Source organism: Geodermatophilus sp. SYSU D00525 (genome assembly GCF_054050475.1).
Window position 1 is genome coordinate 48,860 of sequence record NZ_JBJGZK010000014.1, and the last position, 24,576, is coordinate 73,435.

Consider the following 24,576-nt stretch of genomic DNA (forward strand, 5'->3'; position numbering starts at 1 on the left):
GCGCTGACCTGCGGCCCCGCGCCGGGCGACCTAACCTGGCGCGGGTGCCGACAGCCCTGCTCTGGTTCCGCCGCGACCTGCGGCTGCGCGACCACCCGGCGCTGGTCGCCGCGGTCGAGGCGGCCGGCCGGGACGGCACGGTGGTGCCCGTCTTCGTCGTCGACCCGCGGCTGTGGGAGCCCGCGGGCCGGCCCCGGCGGGAGTTCCTGCGCGGCTGCCTGGCCGACCTGCGCGAGCAGACGGGCGGGGCGCTGGTGGTCCGGTCCGGGGACCCCGCGCGCGTCGTCCCCGACCTGGTCCGCGAGACGGGGGCGGCGAGCGTGCACGTGTCCTCCGACGCCGGCGTCTACGGGCGGGCGCGGGACGCGGCGGTCGAGCGGGCGCTGGGCGGGGTCCCGTTCGTCCGCACCGGTTCGCCCTACGGCGTCACCCCCGGCCGGCTGACCAAGGACGACGGCACGCCGTTCCGGGTCTACTCGCCGTTCGCGCGGGCCTGGCGGGCGCGCGGCCTGCACTCCCCCGCCCCCTTCCCCGACGACGTCGCGTGGGCCGACGGGGTCCGCTCCGAGGACCTGCCGCCGGCGCAGGACCTCGACGGCACCGTGCTGCCCCCGGCCGGCGAGCGCGCCGGGCTGGACGCGTGGGCGCTGTTCCGCGACCAGCGGCTGCTCGGCTACGCGACCGGCCGCAACACCCCCGGCACCGACTCCACCAGCCGGCTGTCGGCGCACCTCAAGTACGGCACCGTGCACCCCCGGACCCTGGTCGCCGAGGCGCAGCGGCTGGCCGGAGACCACGCCGAGGCGGTGGAGAAGTTCACCGGCGAGCTCATCTGGCGCGACTTCTACGCCGACGTCCTGTGGCACCGCCCCGAGACCGCGCGGGAGCCGTTCACCCCGCAGATGACGCGCATGCAGTACGACACCGGCCCGGTCGCCGACGAGCACTTCGCGGCCTGGGCCGAGGGGCGCACCGGCTACCCGATCGTCGACGCCGGCATGCGGCAACTGCACGGCGAGGCCTACGTGCACAACCGGGTGCGCATGATCGTGGCGTCGTTCCTGGTCAAGGACCTGCACGTCGACTGGCGCCGGGGCGCCCGGTACTTCCTCGACCACCTCGTCGACGGCGACCTCGCCAGCAACCACCACGGCTGGCAGTGGGTGGCCGGCACCGGCACCGACCCCTCGCCCTACTACCGGGTGTTCAACCCGACCCGGCAGGGGCAGCAGTTCGACCCCGACGGCGTCTACGTGCGGCGCTGGGTGCCCGAGCTGCGCGACGTCCCCGACCGGTACGTGCACGAGCCGTGGACCCTGCCCGGCGGCCCGCCCGAGGGCTATCCCCTGCCGGTCGTCGACCACGCCGAGGAGCGCCGGGTGGCGCTGGCCCGGTACCAGGCGGTGCGCGGTGCCTGAGGGCCACACCCTGTACCGGCTGGCGAGGGAGCAGTCCGAGCTGTTCGCCGGGCGGCCGGTGCACGTCACCAGCCCGCAGGGCCGCTTCGCCGCCGGCGCCGGGCTGCTCGACGGGCGGGTCCTCGAGGAGGTCACCAGCTACGGCAAGCACCTGTTCGCCGACTTCGGCGGCCACGTGCTGCACGTCCACCTGGGCCTCTACGGCACCTACACGACCGGCGTCGGCGACCCGCCGACCCCGCGCGGCGCGCTGCGGATGCGCTGGGTGGCCGACGGGCCCAAGGGCGAGGGCGTGTGGACCGACCTGCGCGGGGCGACGGCGTGCGACGTCCTCACCCAGCCCGAGGTCGACGCGATCCTCGACCGGCTCGGCCCCGACCCGCTGCGCACGCGCCGGGGCGGCCCGCTGTCGTACGCGAAGGTCGGCCGCAGCCGGACGGCGGTCGGCGCGCTGCTGATGGACCAGTCGGTGCTCGCCGGGGTCGGCAACGTCTACCGCGCCGAGATCCTCTTCCGGCACCGCATCTCGCCGTTCCGCCCCGGCCGCGACGTCGGCGCGCAGGAGTGGCAGGCGCTGTGGGACGACCTGGTGGTGCTCATGCGCGCCGGCGTCCGGATGGGCCGGATCGTGACCACGCAGCCGGCCGACCGCTCCCGCCGCTCGGGCGCGGTGCGCCGCGAGGACGCGCACTACGTCTACCGGCGCACCGGTCTGCCCTGCCGGGTCTGCGGCACCGAGGTGCGCACCGAGGAGATGGTCGGCCGCAACCTCTACTGGTGCCCCGTCTGCCAGGCGGTCTGACGGCTGCCGAGATCACGTGATCTCGTACGCCAGGGCCGACCGGGACGTACGAGATCACGTGATCTCGACGGGAGGGGTGAGCTCAGAGGGCGCCCTTGGCGGCGTCGCCGGCGGGGTGGGCGGTGAGCACCTGGACGGCGGGGCGCTCGGTGAGCTTGCCCTCGAGCCTCGCCGACAGCGCGGTCAGCGGCTCGGCCTTGCCGTGCGTGGCCAGCGCCTCGGGGCTCTCCCACTGCTCGACCATGACGAACACCCCCCGCCCCTCGTGCAGCGCGTACCGCTCGCAGCCGGGCTCCTCGTGCACCTGCGGCACCGTCTCGAGCACGGCCTGACGGACCTCGTCCACGTGCTCGGGCTTCGGGCTGATGGTGGCGACGACGACGACGGACACGGGCGGTCCCCTCTGAGGTGGGCGGTCGGCTCGCCGGGGCGGTGATCTGGCGCACGACGCCCCGGCCGGGCCAGGATGCCAGTCGTGGCCGACGACGGATCCCCCGCCCCGGGCGGCGAGCGGCCGCTGCGGGTCGCCATCGTCGGCGCCGGCCCGGCCGGCATCTACGCCGCCGAGGCGCTGACCCGCCGGGCGCCGGTCCCGGTCACCGTCGACCTGCTCGACCGGCTGCCCACCCCGTTCGGCCTGGTCCGGCACGGCATCGCGCCCGACCACCCGAAGATGCGGGCGATCCGTGACACCCTGCACCGCGCGCTGGACCACCCCGGCGTGCGGTTCGTCGGCAACGTCGAGGTGGGCACCGACGTCCCGCTCGAGGACCTGCGCGCGCACGTCGACGCCGTCGTCTACACCTACGGGGCGGCGCTGGACCGGGCGCTGGCGATCGAGGGCGAGGACCTCACCGGCAGCCTGGCCGCCACCGACCTGGTCGCCTGGTACTGCGGCCACCCCGACGCCGACCGCGCGCGGGTCGAGGCCGCGCTGCAGGGCGTGCGGCGGGCGGTGGTCGTCGGCGTCGGCAACGTGGCCCTCGACGTCGCCCGGGTGCTCTCCCGCGCCCCGCAGGAGCTCGAGCCCACCGACATGCCCCAGCACGTGCTCGACACCCTCGCCGGGACGCCGGTCGAGGAGGTCACCGTGCTCGGCCGCCGCGGCCCCGCGCAGGCGTCCTTCACCACGATGGAGCTGCGCGAGCTCGACGGGCTCGAGCGGGCCACCGTGCTCGTCGACCCCGCCGACCTCGACCTCGACCCGGCCGCCGAGGAACGCCTGTCCGGTGACCGCAACGCCAGCCGGAACCTCGCCGTCCTGCGCGAGTGGGCCGGCCACCGGCCCGAGCCCGGCCGCGGCCGGCTGTGGCTGCGCTTCTACCGCCGGCCGGTGCGCGTCCTCGGCACCGACCGGGTCACCGGGATCGAGGTGGAGCGCACCGCCGTCGACGGCGACGGGCGGGCCGTGGGCACCGGCGAGACCGAGGTGCTGCCCACCGACCTCGTCGTCCGCTCGGTCGGCTACCGCGGGCAGGGCCTGCCCGGCCTGCCGGTCGACCCGCGCACCGGCACCGTGCCCAACGAGGAGGGCCGGGTGCTGCGCGAGGGCGCCCGCTCCCCCGGCGAGTACGTGGCCGGGTGGATCAAGCGCGGGCCCACCGGCGTCGTCGGCACCAACAAGCACGACGCCCGCGAGACCGTGGCGTCGCTGCTGGCCGACGCCGAGGCCGGGGTGATCGGCCCGCACGGCGACCGCGACGACCTGGTGTGCACGCTGCGCGCCCGCGGCGCCGAGCCGGTGCTGCTGGAGGACTGGCGGGCCATCGACGCCGCCGAGGTCGCCCTCGGCGCCACCCGCGGCCGCGCCCGGACCACGCTGCACGAGCGCGAGTCCCTGCTGGCCGCGGTGCGGGCGGCCGCGGCGCGCTAGTCCCGCACCGCCTCGATCAGGTCCCGCGCGCCCTGGGCGGAGGCCGCCGCGACGAACCGGATCAGCGTCTCGGTGTCCGGCCGCAGGGACAGCGGGTCGCCGTCCGCGGTCAGCGCCACCCCGCCGGCGGCGGCCAGCACGGCCAGCCCGCCGGCGACGTCGTGCACGTGCGTGCCGCTGCGGTCCAGGTCGTGCCAGGCGCCGGCCGAGCCGTCGGCGACCAGGCACAGGTCGACGGCGGTGCAGCCGGTCACCCGCACGCGGTGCGCCGTCGCGGGCACCCGCACGGTCCGGCCCGACGGGGCGACGACGGTGCTGCCCTCCCGCACCCGCGCCGGCACGCCGTCCCGCTGCGCGCCGGTGTCCGCGGTCCCGGCCCAGCGGCGCCCCGAGGACAGGTCGACGACGAGCCCGGCGACCGCCCGGCCGCGGTGCACCAGCGCCGCCGAGAACGCCCACGGCGGCAGGCCGGCGCGGAAGTTGCCGGTGCCGTCGAGCGGGTCGAGCACGATCCACGGGTCGCCGTCGGGCACGGCCGGGTCGGGCCGCTCCTCCGACAGCACGGGCACGCCGAGCGGGGCCAGCGTCCCGGCCGCGGCGGCGTGGGCGGCCTCGTCGGCGGCCATCGACCAGCTGCCGTCGTCCTTGCGGCGGTCGCGGCCGGTGTCGCGGGCCAGCGCCACGGCCACCTCGACCCTGGTGGCGGCCAGCGCGGCGAGGTGCGCGAACCGCGCGGTCAGCGGTGCGTCGTCCGGCGGAGGCGCCACCTCGACCACCCGGCCGGTGCCCGCGTCGCGGACCTGCGAGCAGCCCCAGGCCGCGGCGACGGCGAGCAGCGCCGCGCGGCCCGTGACGTGCGTGGAGCGGTGGAGGACGACGGCCTCGGTCGTGCCCTCGTCGGTCCAGCGGCGCCGCAGGTGCGCGGCGGCGTCGTCGCCGACCAGCAGCCGCGCGCCGGGGTCGAGCAGCTCGGGCGCCAGCGCCGCCGGGCCGACGCCCAGCAGCCGGGCCGCGGCGCGCAGGTCCTCGCCCGTCGACGCCACCCGCATCGTGCCCGCCACGGTCCCCCCGCCGTCCGTCCCCTCCCGGCACGGTAGGCCACCGGCGCGCCCGGGGTAGGGCGCCACGGTGACGGCTCCCGCGCGCCCCTCCCTCGACGACGTCGACGTCGTGTTCCTCGTCCACCGGGAGGCGCCGGAGATGCTCGCCCGGCACCACGCCGCGGTCGCGGCGGCCACCGGCCGGGGGTGGCGGGGCCGGGCGCTGCTGGTGGAGAACGCCGCCGCGCCGGCGACCTCCGCGGCCGCCCGCGCCCTCCTGCGCGACTGCCACCCCGACGCCGACGCCCGGGTGCTGTCCTCGCCGCGCAACCTCGGCTGGGCGCGCGCCATGGACCTCGCGCTCGGCGCCTGCACGGGCCGCTACGTCGCGCTGGTCAACTCCGACGGCGAGCCCGACCCCGGCATGCTGCGCCGGCTGGCCGCGGTCCTCGACGCCGAGCCGCGGGCGGTCTGGGCCGCGCCCGCGGTGCACGGCCCCGGGGAGGACGACGACCCGCCCGGCCCGCCGTTCCCCGCCTCCGAGCTCAGCGGCACCGCGCTGCTCGTGCGCCGCGCGGAGTTCCTCGCCGCCGGCGGCTTCGACCCCCTGTACTTCTTCTACAACGAGGACCGGGACGCCTCCCGGCGGCTGCGCGCGGCCGGGCACCTGCTGCTGCGGGTGCCCGACACCGTCTTCCGGCACGGCAAGGGCGGGCGCACCGCCCGCGGGGTGTTCCTGCGCGAGTGGCACTACGCCCGCACGGTGCAGGTGCTCCTCCCCCAGCACGCCGAGCGGCCGGTCCGGGAGACGGCGGTCTTCCTCGCCCGGCGGGGTCGCGCGGTCCTCGACCACCTCCGCGACGGCGACGCCCCCGGCGCCGCCGGGATCGTGCTGGCGCTCGCCGAGCTGCCGCGCGGGCTGGCGATGGCGGCCGCCCGCCGGCGCCGCCCGTGGGACGGCGACCGGCTGGCGGCCTGGCTGGAGGCCAACCGCCTCGACGTCAGCCCGGGTCGCTGAGCCCGTCCCGGCTCAACCCGAGTTCCGGAGCGCCGTCGCGATCCCGTTGATCGTCAGCTGGATGTTGCGCCGCACCAGCTCGTCGTCGTCCCCGGTCCGGCGCCGGCGCAGCATCTCCACCTGCAGGTGGTGCAGCGGCTCCAGGTAGGGGAACCGGTTGCGGATCGACCGGGCCAGTGACGGGTTGTCGGCCAGCAGGTGGTCGTCGCCGGTGACCGCGAGCAGCACCCGGCAGGTGCGCTCGTGCTCGGCGGTGATCTGGTCGAACACCCGCGCCCGCAGCTCCTCGTCGGGCACCAGTCCCGCGTAGCGGGCGGCGAGGTCGAGGTCGGTCTTGGCCAGGACCATCCCCATGTTCGACAGGACCGTCCGGAAGAACGGCCACCGCCGGTGCAGCTCCTGCAGCCGCGCCAGCCGCGCCGGGTCGTCCCCGATCCAGGACTCCAGCGCCGACCCGGTGCCGTACCAGCCGGGCAGCATGATCCGCGCCTGCGACCAGCTGAACACCCACGGGATGGCCCGCAGGTCGGCGATCCGGTCGCCGGCCTTGCGCGAGGGCGGGCGGCTGCCGATGTTCAGCTCGGCCAGCTCGCGGATGGGCGTCGCGGCGCGGAACCACTCCACGAACCCCGGGGTCTCGTGGACCAGGGCCCGGTAGGCCGCCTGCGCGCGGGCGGCGAGGTCGTCGAGCAGCGCGTAGGCGTCCTCGGCACCGTCGCCGAGGCCCTCGACGTCGAGCAGCGTGGCCTCCAGCGTCGCCGCCACCAGCGCCTCGAGGTTGCGGCGGGCGAGGTCGGGCTCGCCGTACTTGGCCGCGATGACCTCGCCCTGCTCGGTGAGCCGCAGCGCACCGGCCACCGCGCCGGGCGGCTGGGCGCGGATCGCCTCGTAGCTCGGGCCGCCACCGCGGCCGACCGTGCCGCCGCGGCCGTGGAACAGCCGCAGCCGGATGCCCTCGCCCCGCGCCACCTCGACCAGCGCGAGCTCGGCCCGGTACAGCGCCCAGTTGGCGGCGAGGTAGCCGCCGTCCTTGTTGCTGTCGGAGTAGCCGAGCATGACCTCCTGCGCGTCGCCGCGGTTGGCCACCAGCGCCCGGTACACCGGCTGGGCGAGGACGGCGGTCATCGTCTCCCCGGCGCCCTGCAGGTCGGCGATCGTCTCGAACAGCGGCGAGATGCCGACCGGGCAGGTGGGGCCGTCCTCGCCGTCGGGGTCGAGCAGGCCGACCTCCTTGAGCAGGACGGCGACCTCCAGCACGTCGCTCACCGACTCGCACATGCTGATCACGTAGTTCGGGATCGCCCGCGGCCCGAGCAGCGCGACCTGCCCGGCGGCGGCCTCCAGCAGGTCCAGCTCCCCGCGGGCCAGCTCCGACAGCTCGGCGCCCGGGCGCACCAGCGGCCGGCGCATCCGCAGCTCCCCGGCCAGCAGCTCCACCCGGGCGGCCTCGTCGAGGGAGGCGTAGTCGGGGCAGACGCCGGCCCAGGCCAGCAGCTCGGCGAGCACCTCCTCGTGGACCGAGGAGTTCTGCCGCATGTCCAGCCCGGCGAGGTGGAAGCCGAACACCTCGACGGCGTCGCGCAGCCGGGCGAGCCGGTCGTCGGCCAGCGCTCCTGCGCCGTGGCTGCGCAGCGAGGCGTCGACGACGGCGAGGTCGGTGAGCAGCTCGTCAGGGGTGTCGTAGGGGTCGAGCTCCGCGATCGGCGGCACGCCGGGCACCCGCCCGACGACCCGCTTGGCGGTGGCGGCCAGCCGGGCGTGCACGCCGTTGAGCGCCCGCCGGTAGGGCTCGTCGGCGCGGAACGGCGAGTCGTCGCGGGATGCCTCGGCCAGGTGCGCCAGCTCCGGCGTCGGCGTGACCAGCCGGTCGGACATCGACAGCTCGCGGTACAGCTGCACCAGCTCGCCGAGGTGGTGGGCCAGCGCCGTCTCGGCCTGGCGGGTGCTGGCCCGGCGGACGGCGTCGGCGGTGACGAACGGGTTGCCGTCGCGGTCGCCGCCGATCCACGAGCCCGGCTGCAGCACCGGCTGGGTCGGCAGGGCGGCGTGCGGCCAGCGCTCCCGCAGCGCGCGGCGCAGGTCGGCGTTGATCTCGGGGACCACCCGGAACAGCGACAGGTCGTAGTAGCGCAGCGCCTCGTCGATCTCGTCGGCCAGCCGCAGCCGGGACAGCCGCAGCAGCGCCGTCTGCCAGAGGGTGAGCACCGCCCGCTCCAGCTGCGCCGACCAGGCGGCCTCGTCGACCTCGCCCGGCGCCATCCGGTCGCGCTCCCGGATCAGCTCGGTGACCTGCTGCTGCACCTGGGAGACCGTCTTGCGGCGCACCTCGGTGGGGTGCGCGGTGACCACCGGGACCACCAGCGCGCCGGTCAGCTCCCGAGCGACGACGTCGGGGTCCAGGTCCGCCCGGTCCAGCAGCGCGAAGGTGGCCGCGAGGCTGCCCGGCTGCGGCGGCGACCCGGCCCGGCGGTGGTGCCGGCGGCGGCGCTCGTGGTGCAGGTCCTCGGCGAGGTTGGCCAGCAGCGAGAAGTGGCTGAACGCGCGGATGACGTGGTTGGCCGCGCGGACGTCGAGGTCCCCCATGCGGGCGGCGACCTCCGCGCGGTCGGTCTCCGAGCGGCGGACGGCGAAGGCCTGCACGCGCGTGGACTCGACCAGGTCCAGGACGTCGTCGCCGCTCTGCTCCCTGATCACCTCGCCGAGGACCCGGCCGAGCAGCCGGATGTCCTCGCGCAGCGGGGCGTCGTCGGCCCGGCCGTCCCCCTCCGGGGTTCGCCCGGGCAGGCGCAGGTCGGCGACGTCGACGGTGGCTTCCGACATGCGGGCAGTATCGGCCCCCCATGTGACGCGCGGGTGTCCCGGGGGAAGCTCCCCTGCGTGCAGACGCTGCGCGCCACCCCCGCCGACCCCGCCCGCGCCGACCACGGCGAGGGCCCCACCTGGGACGACGCCCGCTCCGAGCTGCTGTGGGTCGACATCAGCGCCGGGAGGGTCCGGCGGGCCGCCCTCGACGGCGACACCCTCACGGACACCGGCTCGCTGCACGCCGGCGACACCGTCGGCGCCGTCGTCCCGGCCGCGGGCGGCGGGTGGCTGGCCGCCGCCGGCGCGGGCTTCACCCACCTCGCCGAGGACGGCACCGCGCGGGTGCTGCTGGAACTGGCCGGCGAGGGCGGCGGCCCGGACGACGGCGGCACCCGCATGAACGACGCGAAGTGCGACCGCGCCGGCCGGTTCTACGCCGGGACGATGGCCTTCGACCAGCGCCCCGGCGCCGGCACCCTCTACCGGCTGGACACCGACGGCACCGTCACGACCGTCCGCGAGGGGCTGACCGTCTCCAACGGGCTGGGCTGGTCGCCGGACGACCGCACCGTCTACCTCGCCGACTCCGGCCCCGGGCTGGTGCACGCCTTCGACCACGACCCGTCCTCCGGCGCGTGGAGCCGCGGGCGGGTGCTGCTGGAGACCGGCGGTCCCGACGGCGTGGCCGACGGCCTCACCGTCGACGACGAGGGGTGCCTGTGGACGGCGATGTGGGGCGGCGGGCAGGTGCGCCGCTGGTCACCGGAGGGCGAGCTGCTCGCCGTCGTCGAGGTGCCGGTGGCCAACACCTCCAGCTGCGCCTTCGCCGGACCGGACCGCGGCCTGCTGGTGATCAGCACCGCGCACGGCGACGGCGACGAGGACGCGGCGGGGCGGCTGTTCACCGTCCGGCCCGGCGTCACCGGCGCGCCGGCCGACCCCTACCGCGGCCCGCTCAGCGGCCTGCGCCGGCTGGTCTAGCTCCCCTGGAGCAGGGCCAGCGCGGCGGCGGCGAGCCGGTCGCCGGCCGCGGCGCCCCGCTCGAACTCCTCCGCGGCGCCGGGGAGGTCGCCGCGGTCGGCCAGCAGCACGCCGAGGTTGTGGTGGCAGTACGCGTCGCCGGCCTGGATCCCGGCGCGGTATGCCTCCTCGGCGGCCTCGTCGTCGGCGAGCAGCTCGCGGTAGAGGTTGCCCAGCGGCAGCCAGGCCACCTGCTCGCCGAGCTTGGCGCCGCGCTCGAGCACCGACCGGGCCTCCTCGGGGCGGCCGGTCTGCAGCAGCAGCGCGGCGAGGTCGGCGCGGGCGGCGGCGAAGTGGGCGGCGCCGGTGCGCAGCCGGTCCTCCAGGGCCGGGTCGAGGGTCGCGCACCACTGCCAGCAGGCGGCGACGGCGTCGGCCTCGGCGTCGCCGGCCGCGGCCAGCTCCTCGGCGACGTCCAGGGCCTGGTCCCGCTCCCCCTGCTCGCGCAGCAGGAAGGCCAGCTGCAGGCCGCCCGCGGTGTCACCCGCCTCGGCGGCACCGCGGTAGGCGGCCATGGCCCCCGCGAGGTCGCCGAGCTGCTCGAGCACCAGCCCGAGGTTGCGCCAGGCGTCGTCCTCGCCCCCGGCCAGGGCGACCTCGTAGGCCTCGGCGGCCTCGCTCCAGCGCTCCTGCGCGGCGAGGCTGTTGCCCAGGTCGTAGTAGCCGGTGACGTCGCCGAGCTCCGCCGCGCGGCGGAAGCACCACTCGGCGTCGGTCTGCCGGCCGGCGTCGGCGAGGTCGCAGCCCAGGTCGATCAGCTCGTCGGCGTCCTCGGAGGCCTGCAGCCGCCAGAGGCGCGCGTCCAGGTCCTCGGTCATGGCGCCGATGATGGCCGGGCTGACCTGGGCGCACGCCCTCCGCAGGGGTGAGGTCACCCCAACGTGTCCGGTGCTCGTCCGGGCGGGTGTCCCGCCGCCCGGCGCTCAGGCCTGCCCGGCCCGCAGGGCCTCCCGCAGCTTGGTCTTGCCGCTGGTCCGGAGCAGGGCTCCGGAGTACACCCGGCCGCCCAGCCGGACCACCAGCGCGATCGCCACCAGCATGAGGGCGACGGCCACGCCCACCTCCCACGGCGCGACGTCGCCGGCCGCCTGGCGCACCGGCATGACCATCGGCGACAGCCCCGGCACGTACGAGGTCACCGCGGCCAGCGTCCCGTCCGGGTCGCTCGCCGCCTGGACCGCGACGACGAACCCGGCGACCAGCACCAGCGACGCCGGCGTCAGCACGCTGCCGAGGTCCTCCTGCCGGCTGACCAGCGAGGCGGCGACGGCGAACAGCGACGCGTAGAGCGCGTAGCCGAGGACGAACCAGAACAGCAGCCACAGCACCGTGCCGACCAGCTCGCCGGGCAGGTCGACGACGTCGAAGGCCAGCGCGCCGCCGACCCCGATCGCGGCGATGACGGCGATCTGCCCGAGGCCCAGCACGCCGAGGCCGAGGATCTTCCCGGCCAGCAGCTGCCACGGCCGCATCGTGGCCAGCAGCAGCTCCACCACCCGGCTGGACTTCTCCTCGACGACGCCCTGCGCGACGAACTGGGCGAAGAGGATGAGCAGGCTGTAGAGCACGACGACGCCGACGATCGCGACCACGACGCCCTGCCCGTCGCCGTCGCCGTCGAGCGCGGTCACCGACAGCTGTGGCAGGTCGGCGGGGTCGACGCCGGCCTGCGCCAGCGCGTCGGTGAGCGCGACCGCCCCGACCGCGCCGGACACGACCGCCTCCAGCGTGGTGTCCGGCTCGCGGACCACCAGCTCGGGGGCGGCGGCCGCGCCGACCAGGGCGCCGTCGACGTCCTCGGACTCGACGGCGGCGCGGGCGGCGTCGTCGGTGTCGAACCGGACCACCTCGACGTCGACGCCGAGCGCCTCGCCCTGGGCCTCGAGGGCCTGGCCCACCCGCCCGGGCTCGGCGGCGACGCCCACCCGGCTGGTGTCCTCGCCGGAGTTGACGACGATCTGGAAGACCAGCACGCCGAGGATGAGCACGATCATCAGCACCGAGCTGGCGATGAACGTCTTGTCGCGGATGCGCGTGGAGACCTCGCGGGCGGCGACCAGGCGGACCAACTGCGCGCTGGAGAGCGGGGAGCTCACGCGGCCACCTCCTCGCGGTCGGCGGCCTGCTGCGCCGGGTCGGCGACGGCCTCGCGGAACAGCTCGACCAGCGTGGCCTCCCGCCAGGCGAAGTGCGTGACCCGGCCGGTGCGCACCGCGGCGGCGAGGACCTCCTGGTCGTCGGCGCCCGCGGCCAGCTCCAGCAGCGTGTCACCGGCCCGCTCGGAGACGACCCGGACGCCGGGCACGGCGGCGGCCCAGCCGGGCGCGGCGTCGGGGGCGACGACCCGCAGCAGCCGCCCGGCCTCGCGGCGGCGCAGCTCCTCGACGGTGCCCGTGGCGACCATGCGGCCGCGGGCGAGGATGCCGACGGAGTCGCACAGGCGCTCCACCAGGTCGAGCTGGTGGCTGGAGAACACCACCGGCACCCCGGCCCGGCACTGCTCGAGCAGCGCCTCGGCCAGCGCGTCGACGCCGACCGGGTCCAGGCCGCTGAACGGCTCGTCGAGGATGAGCACCTCGGGTCGGCTGACGAGCGCGGCGGCCAGCTGCACCCGCTGCTGGTTGCCCAGCGAGAGCTTCTCGACGGGGTCGCCGCGGCGCGCGGCCAGGCCCAGCCGCCCGGACCACTCCTCCGCGGCGCGGGCCGCGGCGGCGGCGCCCATGCCGTGCAGCCGGGCGAAGTAGGCCAGCTGCTCGCCGACCCGCATCTTGGGGTAGAGCCCGCGCTCCTCCGGCATGTAGCCGATGCGCCGGCGGGTCTCCTCGTCCAGCGGCCGGCCGCGCCAGCGCACCTCGCCCGCGTCGGCCCGGGCCAGGCCCATGGCGATGCGCATGGTCGTCGTCTTCCCGGCCCCGTTGGACCCGCAGAAGCCGAACATCGAGCCGGGGGCGACGGTGAAGCCGACGCCCTCCAGCACGCGGTTGTCCCCGTAGCTCTTGTGGAGCCCGTCGAACTCGAGCACCGTGCCTCCGTCCCATGATCCCCGTGCGCGCCGACGCTATCGGTCGAGGCGACGACGCCCGCCCGACCGGGACCGTGTCCCGCCGCGCGCCCGGACCACCGGGAGGGACCCCCGGGGTGCCACCGTCGACCCGTGGACCGGGACGACGGACTGCGCCTGACCCTCAGCCGCGTGCTCGGGGCGCCGCCCGGGCGGGTGTTCCGCGCGCTGACCGAGCCGGGCGAGCTCGTGCGCTGGTGGGGACCCCGGGGGTTCACGCTGGTCGGCGCCGAGGTCGACCTGCGGGTGGGCGGCCGCTACCGGTTCACCGTGCAGCCGCCGGGAGCTCCCCCGTTCCACCTGTCCGGGCGGTTCCTGTCCGTCGACCCGGGCCGCCGGCTCTCCTACACCTTCCGGTACGAGGAGCCCGCACCCGACGACCGGGAGACGGTGGTGACGCTCGTCCTCGGGGACCGCGGCACCGGGACCGTGCTGTCCCTGACCCAGGAGCCGTTCGCCACGCGGGAACGGGAGGACCTGCACCGGGCCGGCTGGTCGGACAGCCTCGACCGGCTGGCGGAGGCCCTCGCGAGCTGAGCGGATCCGGACGGCCGCCGGCTCCCCTCGCGCTCCGGCGTCCGCTGCGGTGTCATCAGGCCCATGAGCCAGGAGAACGTCCCCGCCAGCCCGCCGTCGGGCGTCGGGCTGGACGGGCTGCGCCAGGCCGCGGCCGGCTGCCGGGCCTGCGAGCTGTGGGAGCCGGCGACCCAGACCGTGTTCGGGGAGGGCCCCGAGACCGCGCGGATCGTGTTCGTCGGCGAGCAGCCCGGCGACCAGGAGGACCGCAGGGGCGAGCCGTTCGTCGGCCCGGCCGGCCGGCTGCTGGACCGGGCGCTGGCCGACGCCGGCATCGAGCGCAGGGACGCCTACGTCACCAACGCGGTCAAGCACTTCCGCTTCACGCCGACGCCCAAGCGGCGGATCCACCAGTCGCCGGGCGCCGAGCACCTCCGGGCCTGTCGGCCGTGGCTGGAGGCGGAGTTCGAGGTGCTCAAGCCCGAGGTCGTCGTCTGCCTGGGCGCGACGGCGGCCAAGGCGCTCATCTCGCCGTCGTTCCGGATCACCAAGGAGCGCGGGAAGCTCATGCCGTGGACGCCGCCGGGCGTCGCCCGCGCCGAGGCCGGCGACGACGAGCCGGAGGAGGACGAGCCGGCGCAGACCTGGATGCTCGCGACCGCGCACCCCTCGGCGATCCTGCGGACGCCGGACGACGCCCGCGCCGCGGCCTTCGACGCCCTGGTGGCGGACCTGCGGGTCGTCGCCGGCGCCCTGGCCTAAGCGACCCGGGACGCCCGGAACAGCCGGAACGAGGGCACCAGCAGCGCGACCACCGCCATCGCGACGACGACGACCACGCCGCCGGAGACCATCGCGACGCCGACGCCCGCGGCACTGGCCACCGCGCCGGCCCGCAGGTCGCCCAGCCGCGGCCCGCCGGCCACGACGACGATGAACACGCCCTGCATCCGCCCGCGCATCTCGTCGGGCGCGGCGGTCTGCAGCATCGACGAGCGCAGCACCGCGCTGACCATGTCCCCGGCGCCGGCGACGGCGAGGAAGAACACCGCCAGCCACAGCGACTGCGCGAGCCCGAACCCGATGATCGCTACACCCCACACGGCGATCGCGGCGAGCACCACCGCGCCCTGCCGGTCGACCCGCGACACCCAGCCCGACGTCAGGCCCATGAGCAGCGCGCCGATGGAGATGCCGGCGAACAGCCACCCGTAGGCGTTGGCCGAGCCGGCGTACCGGTCGGCGGCGAGCTCGGGGAACACCGCCTGCGGCCAGGCGAACAGCATCGCGATGACGTCGACGACGAAGGTCATGAGCAGCACCGGCTGGGTGCGCAGGAAGGCGAAGCCCTCCCCCACCCCGCGGACGGCGGCCCCCAGCCGCAGCGGCCCGGTGTTCCCGCCCGGCGGCAGCGGCGGCAGCCCGCGCACCAGGAGCACGGCGACCAGCAGCGTGGCCGCGTCGACGGCGTAGGCGACGAACAGGTCGCCCAGGCCGATGAGCAGCCCGGCCACCAGCGGGCCGACGATGACGCCGACCTGCCGCACGGTCATCGCCAGCGCGTTGGCCGCCGCCACGCCCTCCGGCCCGACCAGCGCCGGGATCACCGCGCTGCGGGCGGGCTGGTTGACCGCGGTGAAGCCGGAGACCGCGGCCACGAGCAGCCACAGCAGCCAGAGGTTCCCGCCGCCGGGCAGCAGTGCCTGCAGGGCCAGCAGCGCGCTGGTCACCGCCGAGCCGACCCCGGTGACCAGCATCAGCTTGCGCCGGTCCATCGCGTCGGCGATCGCCCCGCCGAGCAGGCCGAAGACCACCAGCGGCACCAGCGAGACCATCGACGTGATGCCGACCAGCAGCGAGTCGCGGGTGATCGCGTACACCTGCACGGGGACGGCGACCAGCGTCATCTGCTGGCCGACCGTCGTCGCGGTCAGCCCCCAGAACAGCCGCCGGTAGCCGGGGTTGCGCAGCGGGCTGGTGTCCAGCGCCCAGCCGCGGCGGCGCGGGGCGGGCTCCGGCACGGGCACCGGCTCGGCGACCTCCCCGGGCTCGACCGGGTCGACGGGCAGCTGCCCGGTGGGGTCCTTCCTCACGGGGCGAGGCGCTGGAGCACCCAGCCGCCGCCCTCCTCGTCGTCGCGGACGAACCGCAGCCGGTCGTGCAGCCGCCCGGGGCCGCCCTGCCAGAACTCGACGGTCCGCGGCACCACCCGGTAGCCGCCCCAGACCGGCGGCCGGGGCACCTTCTCCGTCGTCGTCTCCTCGTCGAGCAGCCGCACCCGCGCCTCGAGCTCCTCCCGGGAGTCGACGACGGTCGACTGCACCGAGGCGACCGCGGCCAGCTGCGCCTCGCGCGGGCGGGGGTCCCACAGGTCGTCGGAGGCGGCGCCGCCGATCCGCTCGACCCGGCCGGTCACCCGGACCTGGCGCTGCAGCGCGTGCCACGGGAAGACCAGCGCCGCGCGCGGGTTGGCGGCCAGCTGCGCGCCCTTGGCCGAGGCGTAGCTGGTGCCGAAGACGAAGCCGGCCTCGTCGTAGCCCTTGAGCAGCACGATCCGCGCGTCGGGGGCGCCGTCGGCGTCGGCCGTGGCCACGACCACCGCGTTCGGGTCGGGGACGTCGGCGGCGACGACGTCGCGGAACCAGGCGTCGAACTGCTCGACCCAGGTGGGCGCGAGGTCCTCCTCGCGCAGCCCCGGGCGGTCGTAGTCCCTGCGCATGCGGGAGAGGTCGGCCACCCCGCCATGCTGACACCGCGCCGGGGGCCGGGTGCGGAACGGCTCCCGCTGGGCGGCAGCCCCGGATGGAACGGAGGCGGCCGCTGGGCCTAGTGTCGCGGTGCAGTCGTGCGCCGCTGAACGTGCGGGCACGAGGTCCGCGCGCGCAGAGGAGCATGCGAGATGGCCGACGACTTCGTACCCGGCCTGGAGGGCGTCATCGCCTTCGAGACCACGATCGCGGAGCCCGACAAGGACGGCGGTTCCCTCCGCTACCGCGGGGTCGACATCGAGGACCTGGTCGGCAAGATCACCTTCGGCAACGTCTGGGCGCTGCTGGTCGACGGCAAGTTCGGCCCCGGCCTGCCCCCGGCCGAGCCGTTCCCGATCCCGGTGCACAGCGGCGACGTGCGCGTCGACGTCCAGGCCGCGCTGGCGATGCTCGCCCCGTTCTGGGGCTACCGCCCGCTGCTGGACATCAGCGACGACGAGGCCCGCGACCAGCTGGCCCGCGCCGCGGTCATGGCGCTGTCCTACGTCGCCCAGTCCGCGCGCGGCATCGGCGTCCCGGCCGTGCCGCAGAGCCGCGTCGACGAGGCCGCGACCATCGTCGAGCGGTTCATGGTCCGCTGGCGCGGCGAGCCCGACCCCCGCCACGTCGCCGCCGTCGACGCCTACTGGACGTCGGCCGCCGAGCACGGCATGAACGCCTCCACCTTCACCGCCCGCGTCATCGCCTCCACCGGCGCCGACGTCGCCGCCGCCATGTCCGGCGCGATCGGCGCGATGTCCGGCCCGCTGCACGGCGGCGCCCCCTCGCGCGTGCTGCACATGCTCGACGGCGTGGAGCAGGCCGGCGACGCGGAGAAGTACGTCAAGGACCTGCTGGACCGCAAGGAGCGCCTGATGGGCTTCGGGCACCGGGTCTACCGGGCCGAGGACCCCCGCGCCCGCACGCTGCGCAAGGCCGCCAAGGAGCTCGGCGCGCCGCGCTTCGAGGCCGCGCTGGCGCTGGAGAACGCCGCGCTCAAGGAGCTGCGCGAGCGGCGTCCCGACCGGCCGATCGAGACCAACGTCGAGTTCTGGGCGGCGATCGTCCTCGACTTCGCCGAGGTCCCCAGCCACATGTTCACGTCGATGTTCACCTGTGCCCGCACCGCCGGCTGGTGCGCGCACATCCTGGAGCAGAAGCAGACCGGCCGCCTCGTGCGCCCGTCGGCCCGCTACGTCGGGCCGGCCGCGCGCAAGCCCGAGGAGGTCGACGGCTTCGACACCATCACGGTCAAGGCCGTCAACGAGGCCGCCCCCGCCTGACCCGCGGCCGCACCGCCCGTCGAGGAGCACCCACCGGCATGAGCACCACCATCCCCGCCGACCTGCTGCCCGCCGACGGGCGGTTCGGCTGCGGCCCGTCGAAGGTCCGCCCGGAGGCGCTGCGGGCGCTGGCGTCCGACGGCGCGGCGTTCATGGGCACCTCGCACCGCCAGGCCCCGGTCAAGGGCCTGGTCCGGCAGGTCCGCGAGGGGCTGGCCCAGCTGTTCGACCTGCCCGAGGGGTACGAGGTCGTGCTCGGCAACGGTGGGTCGACGGCGTTCTGGGACGCCGCCGCGCTGGGGCTGGTGCGGCGGCGCAGCGCCCACGGCACCTACGGCGAGTTCTCCGCGAAGTTCGCCTCCGCGGTCGCCGAGGCGCCGTTCCTCGAGGAGCCGGTCGTCGTGCGGGGCGAGCCGGGCACGCTGGCGCTGCCGACGGCGCAGCCCGGCGTCGACGCCTACGCGTGGGCGCACAACGAGACCTCGACCGGGGTCATGGCGCCGGTGGTGCGCCCGCACGGCGCCGACGACGACGCACTCGTGCTGATCGACGCCACCAGCGGCGCCGGCGGCCTCCCGGTCGACGTCGCCGAGGCTGACGCCTACTACTTCGCGCCGCAGAAGTCCTTCGCCTCCGACGGCGGGCTCTGGATCGCGCTGATGAGCCCGGCGGCGCTGGAGCGGGTGGCGGAGGTCAAGGCGTCGGGGCGGTGGATCCCCGGGTTCCTGGACCTGTCGATCGCCGTCGACAACTCCACCAAGGACCAGACCTACAACACCCCCGCGGTCGCGACGCTGTTCCTGCTCGCCGACCAGGTCCGCTGGATGCTCGGCCTCGGCGGGCTCTCCGGCGCGGTCGCCCGCAGCCGGGAGTCCTCGAGCCGGCTCTACGGGTGGGCGGAGAAGACCCCGTACACGACGCCGTTCGTCGCCGACCCGGAGCAGCGCAGCCTCGTCGTCGGCACGGTCGACTTCGACCCGTCCGTCGACGCCGCCGAGGTGGCGAGGGTGCTGCGGGCCAACGGCGTGGTCGACGTCGAGCCCTACCGCAAGCTCGGCCGCAACCAGCTGCGGGTCGGCATGTTCCCCGCCGTCGACCCCGACGACGTCAGCGCGCTGACCGCCTGCATCGACTTCGTCGTCGAGCGCCTCTGAGAAAGGACCCCCTCGCAGGGTCCCGCCACTCGCGCGGCTCGCGGCGGGACCCTGCGAGGGGGCCGTTCCAGCACGTCCGGAGGCTCCTCACCGGGCCTGCTCGCCGTCGGCCGGCTGGACGGCGGTGCTCGGGAAGTCCCGCAGGTCGCCGGACGGGCGACGGTCCCAGCTGCGGAAGGTCAGGTCCGTCTGCAGGTACAGCGCGACCAGCTCGGCAGTGCTGCGGATGCCCTCGAGGTGGGTGCGCTCGTTGCCGTGGCTGCCGTCGATGCCGAACCCGATGAGCGCGGCGCGGGTGTTGGCGCCGGCCTCCAGCGCCGAGGCGGCGTCGGAGCGGTAGTACTTGTAGACGTCGCGGCGGTGCGGCACCTCGTGCACCCGGCACAGGTCGATCAGGTGCCGGGTCAGGTGGTAGTCGAACGGCCCGGTCGAGTCCTGCATCGCGATGTTCACGCACTGCTCGGACGACGCCTGACCGGGCGCGACCACCGAGGTGTCGATGGAGACGAGCTCGGCGACGTCGGCGTCGAGGCCGTGGCTGGCCCCCAGGCCCACCTCCTCGGCGATGGTGACCAGCAGGTGCGCGGTCACCGGCACCTGGGTGCCGGAGTCGATGATCGCCTTGAACGCGCCCAGCGCGGCGGCGATGCCGGCCTTGTCGTCGAGGTGGCGGCTGTTGACGAAGCCGCTCGAGGTGATCACCGGCTGCGGGTCGATGGCCACGAAGTCGCCGACCTGGATGCCCAGGCGCTCGAGGTCGGCGCGGCTGTGCACCACCTCGTCGACGCGGACCTCGACGTGGTCCCAGCCCACGCCCTGCTCGTCGACCTCGTCGCCGAAGCGGTGCCCGCTGGCCTTGTTGGGCAGGATCGTCCCGGTGTGCCGGTAGTCGCCCGAGACGTCGTCGGAGAAGATGATCACCCGGGCGCCCTCGGCGAAGCGGGCGCTGTGCGTGCCCACCGGCACGATCGCCAGCCGGCCGTTGTCCTTGAGCCCGCTGACCATGCAGCCGATCGTGTCGGCGTGCACCACGACGGTCCGGTCGGCGCCGGGCGAGGCGCTGGGCAGCTCGGCCAGCAGCGCGCCGCGGCGGGTGACCTCGAAGTCCATGCCCAGGCTGCGCAGCTCACCGCCGATCAGCTGCATGACGTGGTCGGTGCGCCCGGAGGGGCTCGGGATGTCGAGCATCTCCAGCAGCACGCGCTGGACGTAGTCCATGTCGATGGGCAGGCGCTTCTGCCCCGCGTCGACCGGACTCGGCAGGAAACGGGGGTTGAGCTCGCCGTCGTCGCGGACGAGGCCGGCGTCGTCCCGGGGACCGGTCAGCATGGAGGTCGAGTCTAAGGCGGGCCGGCCGGGCGCCCCGGGGGCCCGCCACGCCGGGGCACGTCCGGCACGGACCCGGCTGCCGCGGATAGCCTCGCGCGTGGTCCCCTGTCACCCAGGGGATCCCGTCGTCCCGCCGTCCGCCCGAGGAGGTCCCGTGCGCTCGCTGCGTCTCGTGGGCCTGTCCGACGACGGCCGCAGCCTGGTCCTCGCCCTCGACGGCGGGGACGGCGAGGAGGGCGAGCGCTTCGAGCTGCCGATCGACGACCGGGTGCGCGCCGCGGCCCGCGGGGACACCCGCCGGCTGGGTCAGATGGAGTCCGACGGCGGCCTGTCGCCGCGGGTGATCCAGGCCCGCATCCGCGCCGGCGAGACCCCCGAGCAGGTCGCGGCCGCCTCGGGCACCCGGGTCGAGCGGATCATGCGCTTCGCGCACACGGTGCTGCAGGAGCGCGCCCGCATGGCCGAGCAGGCCCGCCAGGCGCGGGTCCGGCTGTCGGAGGGCACCTCCGGCGAGCCGCTCCAGCAGTTCATGGCCGAGCGGCTGCGGCTGCTCGGCGCCGACCTCGACGCCGTCCGCTGGGACGCCGCCCGCTCCGAGGACGGCACCTGGGTGGTCACCGCCGCCTGGCGCGCCGGGACCAAGGAGGGCACCACGCAGTGGGCCTACGACCTCGCCGGCCGCGCGGTCAGCCCCCTCGACGCCCCCACCCGCGACTTCGCGGAGGGCACCCGGCTGGTCCGCGTCGTCCCCGGGGTGCCCGCCGAGCGCCCGGCGCTGCCCGTGCACCGCAACGCCGCCGTCCCGGAGCGGCCCGCGCCCGAGCGGCCGGTGCCGCCGGCCGACGAGCCGCGCCCCGGCGGCGGTGAGCGGCGCACCGACCCCACCGAGGACGAGGACGTCTCCGAGCACGACACCGTCGTCCTGCGCACCGGCGAGTCCGACGGCGAGGACGAGGACCCGCGCGCCCGGGTGCCCGCCTGGGAGGACATCGTCTTCGGGGTCCGCCGCAACCGCTGAGCAGTACGCTCACCGCTCCGGACCGACGTGTCCGTCCGGGGGGCCGCGGGTACGTCGTCCACAACCGAACGAGTGCGGGAGTGGAGCGCAACATGTCGATGTCCGTGTCGATGCCCCTGGGCGGTGTCCAGGTCGGGTCGTACGACACCTACCAGGCGGCGCAGGCCGCGGTGGACCACCTCTCCGACGAGAAGTTCCCGGTCGAGAACGTGACGATCATCGGGTCCGACCTGCGGCTGGTCGAGCGGGTCACCGGACGGCTCACCTGGGGCCGGGCGATCGGCGCGGGTGCCGCCGGCGGTGCCTGGTGGGGCCTGTTCGTGGGCCTGCTGCTGGGCATCTTCGCCCCCGACGGCACCAGCTGGCTCAGCGCGGTGCTGACCGGGCTGCTCATCGGCCTCGCGTTCGGCGCGCTGTTCGGCGCCGTGGGCTACGCGGCCACCCGCGGCCAGCGCGACTTCACCAGCGTCTCGCAGGTCACCGCGAGCCGGTACGACGTCATGTGCGACCCCTCCCGCGCCGAGGAGGCCCGCGCCATCCTGGCCCGCTGGTCCCTGCGTCAGTAGGAGGACCCCCTCGCTCCCACGGCTCGCACGCTCGCCGCGGGCCCCTGCGAGGGGGCCGGAGGGCGACTCATCTCAGGGTCGCGAACGCGACGGCGGCCGCGGCGGCGACGCCGAGGGAGTCGACGCCGGCCCGCATGGGGATCCGGGCGCGCACCCGGGCGGCGGCCTGCGCCTCCGGGGTGAGCCCGGGTCCCTCCGCGCCGAGCAGCACCGCGGTGCGCGGGTGCGCCCGCGGGTCCACCTCGTCCAGGTCCACCGCGTCGGCGGCGGGGGTCAGCGCGACGGTGAGGTAGCCGGCCGCGTGCAGCCGCTCGAGCCCCGCCGGCCAGTCGGGCAGGACGGCGAACGGCAGCACCAGCACGTGTCCCATCGAGACCCGCACCGCGCGCCGGTAGAGCGGGTCGGCGCAGCGCGGGTCCAGCAGCAGCCCGTCGACGCCGAGGGCCACCGCCGAGCGGGCGATCGAGCCGAGGTTCTCGGCGTCGTTGAGCGCCTCGAGCACCGCCAGCCGCCGCGGCGCCGCCGGGTCCGGCCCGGCCAGCAGCGCGCCGACGTCGGCCGGGGGGCGACGGTCCGCCGAGGCCAGGACGCCGCGGGTCAGCCGGAAGCCGATCAGCTCCGACAGCGCCCACTTGTCCATCTCGTAGGCCGGCACGCCCTCGGGCAGGTCCAGCTCGGCCAGCCGCCCGGGTACGCCGAGCACCGCCCGCACCCGGTACGGCGAGGCCAGCAGCCGCTGCACCGCCGGGACGCCCTCGACGATCACCGGGCCGGTCCCCCGCGCCCGCCCGGCGGGGCGGTCGCCGGCGTGCAGGTCGCGGAAGTCGGCCACCCGCTCGTCGGCGACGTCGGTGATCGGCACGCTCACGCCCCGATCCTCCCCGAGCGGTCCGCGCCGGCTGCCCGCAGGATCCAGTGGTGCCCCACGAGACCGTCGTCGTCGGAGCCGGGATCGCCGGCGTCGCCTGTGCCCGCGCGCTCGCGGACGCGGGCGTGCCGGTGCGGGTCCGCGACCGCGGCCGCCGCCCCGGGGGCCGCATGGCGTCCCGGACGCTGGCCGGCCGGGTCACCGACCTCGGCGCCTCCTACCTGACCGCGTCGGCCGGCGCGCCCTTCACCGCCGTCGTCGAGGACTGGGTGGCCCGCGGGCTGGCCCGGCCGTGGACCGACACCTTCGCCGTCGCCGGGCCGGACGGGATCCGGGACAGCAGCAGCGGCCCGGTCCGGTACGCCGCGCCCGGCGGGCTGCGCTCGCTGGTCGCCGACCTCGCCGCGGGCCTCGACGTCGTCCAGGAGTCCGCGGTGGAGCGGGTGGAACCCGGCGCCCGGGTCGACGGCGCGGACGTGCCCGCCGCCGTCCTCGCGCTGCCCGACCCGCAGGCCCGCCGGCTGCTGCCGCCGGACCTGGCCGCCCGCCTGCTCGGCGACGAGGACGCGCGGCCCTGGCAGCCGACCCTGGCGGTGGCGCTGGGCTGGGACCAGCGCTCCTGGCCGGCCGACCTGCACGGCGCCTTCGTGCACGACGACCCGGTGGTCGAGTGGATCGCCGACGACGGCGACCGGCGCGGCGACGGCGCCCCGGTGCTGGTGGCGCACACGACGCCGGGCACCGCCGCCGCGCACCTCGACGACCCCGGCCGGGCGGCGCCGGAGGTCACCGCCGCCGTGTGCCGGGCGCTGGGCATCGACGCGCCGCCGGCGTGGACGCACGTGCACCGCTGGACGTTCGCCAAGCCGGCGGCGCCGCGCGAGGAGCCGTTCGGGCTGGCCGAGGGCGTCGGCGTCTGCGGCGACGGGTGGCGGGCGCCGTCGAAGGTGGAGAGCGCCTGGAGCAGCGGGCACCTGCTCGGCGCCGCGCTGGGCGGGCACTGAGTGCCCGCGGGCCTCGCCCCTCCCCCGGGCCCGGCCGACCAGGCGGCCGAGGAGCAGCGCTCGGACGGGTCCCCGGCGCGGGCCGGCCTGCGCGGCATCGTCCTGCCGGCGGCGGTGGCCGTCGCCATCGGCACCCTGCTGGTCGTGGTCTACCTGGCCGCCTTCCCCACCGCGGCGCCGCACGACCTGCCCGTCGGCGTCACCGGCCCGGCGGCCGAGGTCGACGCGGTCCGGCAGGCGGTGGACGAGGCGCGGCCGGGTGCGGTCCGGTTCGTCGCCCTGCCCGACCCGGGGGCCGCCGAGCGGGCGGTGACCTCCGGCGACGCGTACGCGGCCCTGGTGCTGGGGCCGCCGGGCCCGGCCCTGCTGGTGGCCGGGGCGCACGGCCGGGCGGTCACGCAGGACCTGACCGAGGTCCTCGTCCCGGCGGTCGCCGCGCGGACCGGCACCCCGCCCACGGTCACCGACCTCACGCCGCTGGCGGCCGGCGACCAGCGGGGGCGGGCGATCGACCACCTCGCGTTCGGCGTGGTGCTCGGGGGCTTCCTGTTCGGCATCACCAGCTACCAGGTCGCCCCGCAGCAGCGGCTGGGGCTGCGGCTGCTCAGCGCCGTCCTCTTCGCCGCCGCGGCGGGCCTGACCGGCGCCCTGCTGGCCGGCCCGGTCTTCGCCGCCCTGCCCGCCGGCTCCTGGCCGGTGGCCGGGCTCGTGGGCCTGCTGGCCCTGGCGTGCGGCTGCGCGGCCGCGCTGGCCCTGCGCCTGCTCGGCGGCGCGGGCACCTTCGTCGCCACCGCGGTGCTGCTGACGGTCGGCGCCGCGACCAGCACCGGCAGCTTCCCCCCCGAGTACCTGCCCGGCTGGCTCGAACCGCTCGCCTCCGTCCTGCCGCCCGGCGTGGCGGTGCGGGCGCTGCGCGGCCTGGCCTACCTCGACGGCGACGGCGTGGCCCGCGCCGCGTGGGTCCTCGGGCTGTGGTGCGCCGTCCCGCTGCTGCTCATCGCGCTGGTCGACGCCGCCGCCCGCCGCCGCTGACCCCTCCCCGCGCACGGGGCCG

23 protein-coding genes are annotated in these 24,576 nt (G+C 76.6%); 13 read left to right on the plus strand and 10 right to left on the minus strand.

Going from position 1 to position 24,576, the window contains the following annotated elements:
• Positions 1-44: 44 nt before the first annotated feature.
• The gene (locus ACI796_RS13745) at positions 45-1,418 is read left to right on the plus strand and encodes a cryptochrome/photolyase family protein (protein ID WP_456941789.1); all 1,374 of its coding nucleotides are present in this window, start codon (positions 45-47) and stop codon (positions 1,416-1,418) included.
• Entirely contained in the window at positions 1,411-2,220 is an 810-nt protein-coding gene (locus ACI796_RS13750) for an Fpg/Nei family DNA glycosylase (RefSeq protein WP_456941790.1), read from the plus strand. Before ACI796_RS13745 ends, ACI796_RS13750 begins: the two co-directional genes overlap by 8 nt.
• An 82-nt stretch (positions 2,221-2,302) precedes the next feature.
• Here the strand turns inward: ACI796_RS13750 and ACI796_RS13755 are convergent, their stop codons facing one another.
• A complete protein-coding gene (locus ACI796_RS13755) occupies positions 2,303-2,611 on the minus strand; it encodes a putative quinol monooxygenase (RefSeq protein WP_456941791.1) in 309 nt (102 codons plus the stop codon).
• Between the two features lie 75 nt (positions 2,612-2,686).
• Between ACI796_RS13755 and ACI796_RS13760 the strand changes: the two genes are divergently transcribed.
• Complete coding sequence (locus ACI796_RS13760; protein WP_456941792.1) at positions 2,687-4,093, plus strand: FAD-dependent oxidoreductase; 1,407 nt, start codon at positions 2,687-2,689, stop codon at positions 4,091-4,093.
• Here the strand turns inward: ACI796_RS13760 and ACI796_RS13765 are convergent.
• Positions 4,090-5,142 (minus strand): inositol monophosphatase family protein, encoded by a 1,053-nt coding sequence (locus ACI796_RS13765; RefSeq protein WP_456941843.1) that lies wholly within the window; start codon positions 5,140-5,142, stop codon positions 4,090-4,092. The genes ACI796_RS13760 and ACI796_RS13765 overlap by 4 nt on opposite strands.
• A 79-nt stretch (positions 5,143-5,221) precedes the next feature.
• Here ACI796_RS13765 and ACI796_RS13770 point away from each other — a divergent pair, with 79 nt between their 5' ends.
• Positions 5,222-6,151: a glycosyltransferase gene (locus ACI796_RS13770; protein ID WP_456941793.1), complete on the plus strand. Its 930-nt coding sequence runs from the start codon at positions 5,222-5,224 to the stop codon at positions 6,149-6,151.
• 12 nt (positions 6,152-6,163) lie between these two features.
• On the opposite strand, the gene ppc is transcribed toward ACI796_RS13770, so the two are convergent.
• A complete protein-coding gene (gene ppc, locus ACI796_RS13775) occupies positions 6,164-8,971 on the minus strand; it encodes a phosphoenolpyruvate carboxylase (protein WP_456941794.1) in 2,808 nt (935 codons plus the stop codon).
• 57 nt (positions 8,972-9,028) lie between these two features.
• Here ppc and ACI796_RS13780 point away from each other — a divergent pair, with 57 nt between their 5' ends.
• Positions 9,029-9,937 carry an SMP-30/gluconolactonase/LRE family protein gene (locus ACI796_RS13780; RefSeq protein WP_456941795.1) on the plus strand — a complete coding sequence of 303 codons (909 nt, stop codon included), beginning with the start codon at positions 9,029-9,031 and terminating at the stop codon, positions 9,935-9,937.
• Here the strand turns inward: ACI796_RS13780 and ACI796_RS13785 are convergent.
• The 3 genes from ACI796_RS13785 to ACI796_RS13795 all read right to left on the minus strand — a co-directional run bounded on the left by ACI796_RS13785 (position 9,934) and on the right by ACI796_RS13795 (position 12,998).
• Positions 9,934-10,794 (minus strand): tetratricopeptide repeat protein, encoded by an 861-nt coding sequence (locus ACI796_RS13785; protein WP_456941796.1) that lies wholly within the window; start codon positions 10,792-10,794, stop codon positions 9,934-9,936. The genes ACI796_RS13780 and ACI796_RS13785 overlap by 4 nt on opposite strands.
• A 105-nt stretch (positions 10,795-10,899) precedes the next feature.
• Positions 10,900-12,072, minus strand: coding sequence for an ABC transporter permease (locus ACI796_RS13790; RefSeq protein ID WP_456941797.1), 1,173 nt, complete (start codon positions 12,070-12,072; stop codon positions 10,900-10,902).
• Entirely contained in the window at positions 12,069-12,998 is a 930-nt protein-coding gene (locus tag ACI796_RS13795) for an ABC transporter ATP-binding protein (protein ID WP_456941798.1), read from the minus strand. The genes ACI796_RS13790 and ACI796_RS13795 overlap by 4 nt, the downstream gene beginning before the upstream one ends.
• 132 nt (positions 12,999-13,130) lie before the next feature.
• On the opposite strand from ACI796_RS13795, the gene ACI796_RS13800 reads away from it, so the two are divergent.
• Both ACI796_RS13800 and ACI796_RS13805 read left to right on the plus strand, forming a co-directional pair.
• Entirely contained in the window at positions 13,131-13,574 is a 444-nt protein-coding gene (locus ACI796_RS13800; RefSeq protein ID WP_456941799.1) for an SRPBCC family protein, read from the plus strand.
• A gap of 63 nt (positions 13,575-13,637) precedes the next feature.
• A complete protein-coding gene (locus ACI796_RS13805; protein WP_456941800.1) occupies positions 13,638-14,315 on the plus strand; it encodes a UdgX family uracil-DNA binding protein in 678 nt (225 codons plus the stop codon).
• Here the strand turns inward: ACI796_RS13805 and ACI796_RS13810 are convergent.
• Together ACI796_RS13810 and pdxH are read right to left on the minus strand one after the other, a co-directional pair.
• The gene (locus ACI796_RS13810) at positions 14,312-15,646 is read right to left on the minus strand and encodes an MFS transporter (RefSeq protein WP_456941801.1); all 1,335 of its coding nucleotides are present in this window, start codon (positions 15,644-15,646) and stop codon (positions 14,312-14,314) included. The two genes, ACI796_RS13805 and ACI796_RS13810, sit on opposite strands and share 4 nt — an antisense overlap.
• Complete coding sequence (gene pdxH / locus ACI796_RS13815; protein ID WP_456941802.1) at positions 15,643-16,290, minus strand: pyridoxamine 5'-phosphate oxidase; 648 nt, start codon at positions 16,288-16,290, stop codon at positions 15,643-15,645. Before pdxH ends, ACI796_RS13810 begins: the two co-directional genes overlap by 4 nt.
• A 162-nt stretch (positions 16,291-16,452) precedes the next feature.
• On the opposite strand from pdxH, the gene ACI796_RS13820 reads away from it, so the two are divergent.
• Both ACI796_RS13820 and serC read left to right on the plus strand, forming a co-directional pair.
• Entirely contained in the window at positions 16,453-17,583 is a 1,131-nt protein-coding gene (locus tag ACI796_RS13820) for a citrate synthase 2 (protein WP_456941803.1), read from the plus strand.
• A gap of 38 nt (positions 17,584-17,621) precedes the next feature.
• On the plus strand, positions 17,622-18,737 hold the full coding sequence (gene serC / locus ACI796_RS13825) for a phosphoserine transaminase (RefSeq protein WP_456941804.1): 1,116 nt from the start codon (positions 17,622-17,624) through the stop codon (positions 18,735-18,737).
• An 87-nt stretch (positions 18,738-18,824) separates the two neighbouring features.
• On the opposite strand, the gene ACI796_RS13830 is transcribed toward serC, so the two are convergent.
• On the minus strand, positions 18,825-20,066 hold the full coding sequence (locus ACI796_RS13830; RefSeq protein ID WP_456941805.1) for an osmoprotectant NAGGN system M42 family peptidase: 1,242 nt from the start codon (positions 20,064-20,066) through the stop codon (positions 18,825-18,827).
• Between the two features lie 154 nt (positions 20,067-20,220).
• Between ACI796_RS13830 and sepH the strand changes: the two genes are divergently transcribed.
• Positions 20,221-21,084 (plus strand): septation protein SepH, encoded by an 864-nt coding sequence (sepH, locus tag ACI796_RS13835; RefSeq protein ID WP_456941806.1) that lies wholly within the window; start codon positions 20,221-20,223, stop codon positions 21,082-21,084.
• A 92-nt stretch (positions 21,085-21,176) separates the two neighbouring features.
• The gene (locus tag ACI796_RS13840) at positions 21,177-21,650 is read left to right on the plus strand and encodes a general stress protein (protein ID WP_456941807.1); all 474 of its coding nucleotides are present in this window, start codon (positions 21,177-21,179) and stop codon (positions 21,648-21,650) included.
• A 67-nt stretch (positions 21,651-21,717) separates the two neighbouring features.
• Here the strand turns inward: ACI796_RS13840 and ACI796_RS13845 are convergent, their stop codons facing one another.
• Positions 21,718-22,518, minus strand: coding sequence for a TrmH family RNA methyltransferase (locus ACI796_RS13845; protein WP_456941808.1), 801 nt, complete (start codon positions 22,516-22,518; stop codon positions 21,718-21,720).
• Positions 22,519-22,568: 50 nt separating this feature from the next.
• On the opposite strand from ACI796_RS13845, the gene ACI796_RS13850 reads away from it, so the two are divergent.
• Together ACI796_RS13850 and ACI796_RS13855 are read left to right on the plus strand one after the other, a co-directional pair.
• Complete coding sequence (locus tag ACI796_RS13850) at positions 22,569-23,522, plus strand: NAD(P)/FAD-dependent oxidoreductase (RefSeq protein ID WP_456941809.1); 954 nt, start codon at positions 22,569-22,571, stop codon at positions 23,520-23,522.
• The gene (locus ACI796_RS13855) at positions 23,523-24,554 is read left to right on the plus strand and encodes a hypothetical protein (protein WP_456941810.1); all 1,032 of its coding nucleotides are present in this window, start codon (positions 23,523-23,525) and stop codon (positions 24,552-24,554) included.
• Positions 24,555-24,576 lie beyond the last annotated feature (22 nt).

Coding starts and splice junctions, on each gene's coding strand:
- ACI796_RS13785 (WP_456941796.1), bottom strand. CDS start 10,794: ATGACCGAGGACCTGGACGCGCGCCTCTGGCGGCTGCAGGCCTCCGAG.
- ACI796_RS13765 (WP_456941843.1), bottom strand. CDS start 5,142: ATGCGGGTGGCGTCGACGGGCGAGGACCTGCGCGCCGCGGCCCGGCTG.
- ACI796_RS13805 (WP_456941800.1), top strand. CDS start 13,638: ATGAGCCAGGAGAACGTCCCCGCCAGCCCGCCGTCGGGCGTCGGGCTG.
- ACI796_RS13830 (WP_456941805.1), bottom strand. CDS start 20,066: ATGCTGACCGGTCCCCGGGACGACGCCGGCCTCGTCCGCGACGACGGC.
- ACI796_RS13760 (WP_456941792.1), top strand. CDS start 2,687: ATGCCAGTCGTGGCCGACGACGGATCCCCCGCCCCGGGCGGCGAGCGG.
- ppc (WP_456941794.1), bottom strand. CDS start 8,971: ATGTCGGAAGCCACCGTCGACGTCGCCGACCTGCGCCTGCCCGGGCGA.
- serC (WP_456941804.1), top strand. CDS start 17,622: ATGAGCACCACCATCCCCGCCGACCTGCTGCCCGCCGACGGGCGGTTC.
- ACI796_RS13840 (WP_456941807.1), top strand. CDS start 21,177: ATGTCGATGTCCGTGTCGATGCCCCTGGGCGGTGTCCAGGTCGGGTCG.
- ACI796_RS13820 (WP_456941803.1), top strand. CDS start 16,453: ATGGCCGACGACTTCGTACCCGGCCTGGAGGGCGTCATCGCCTTCGAG.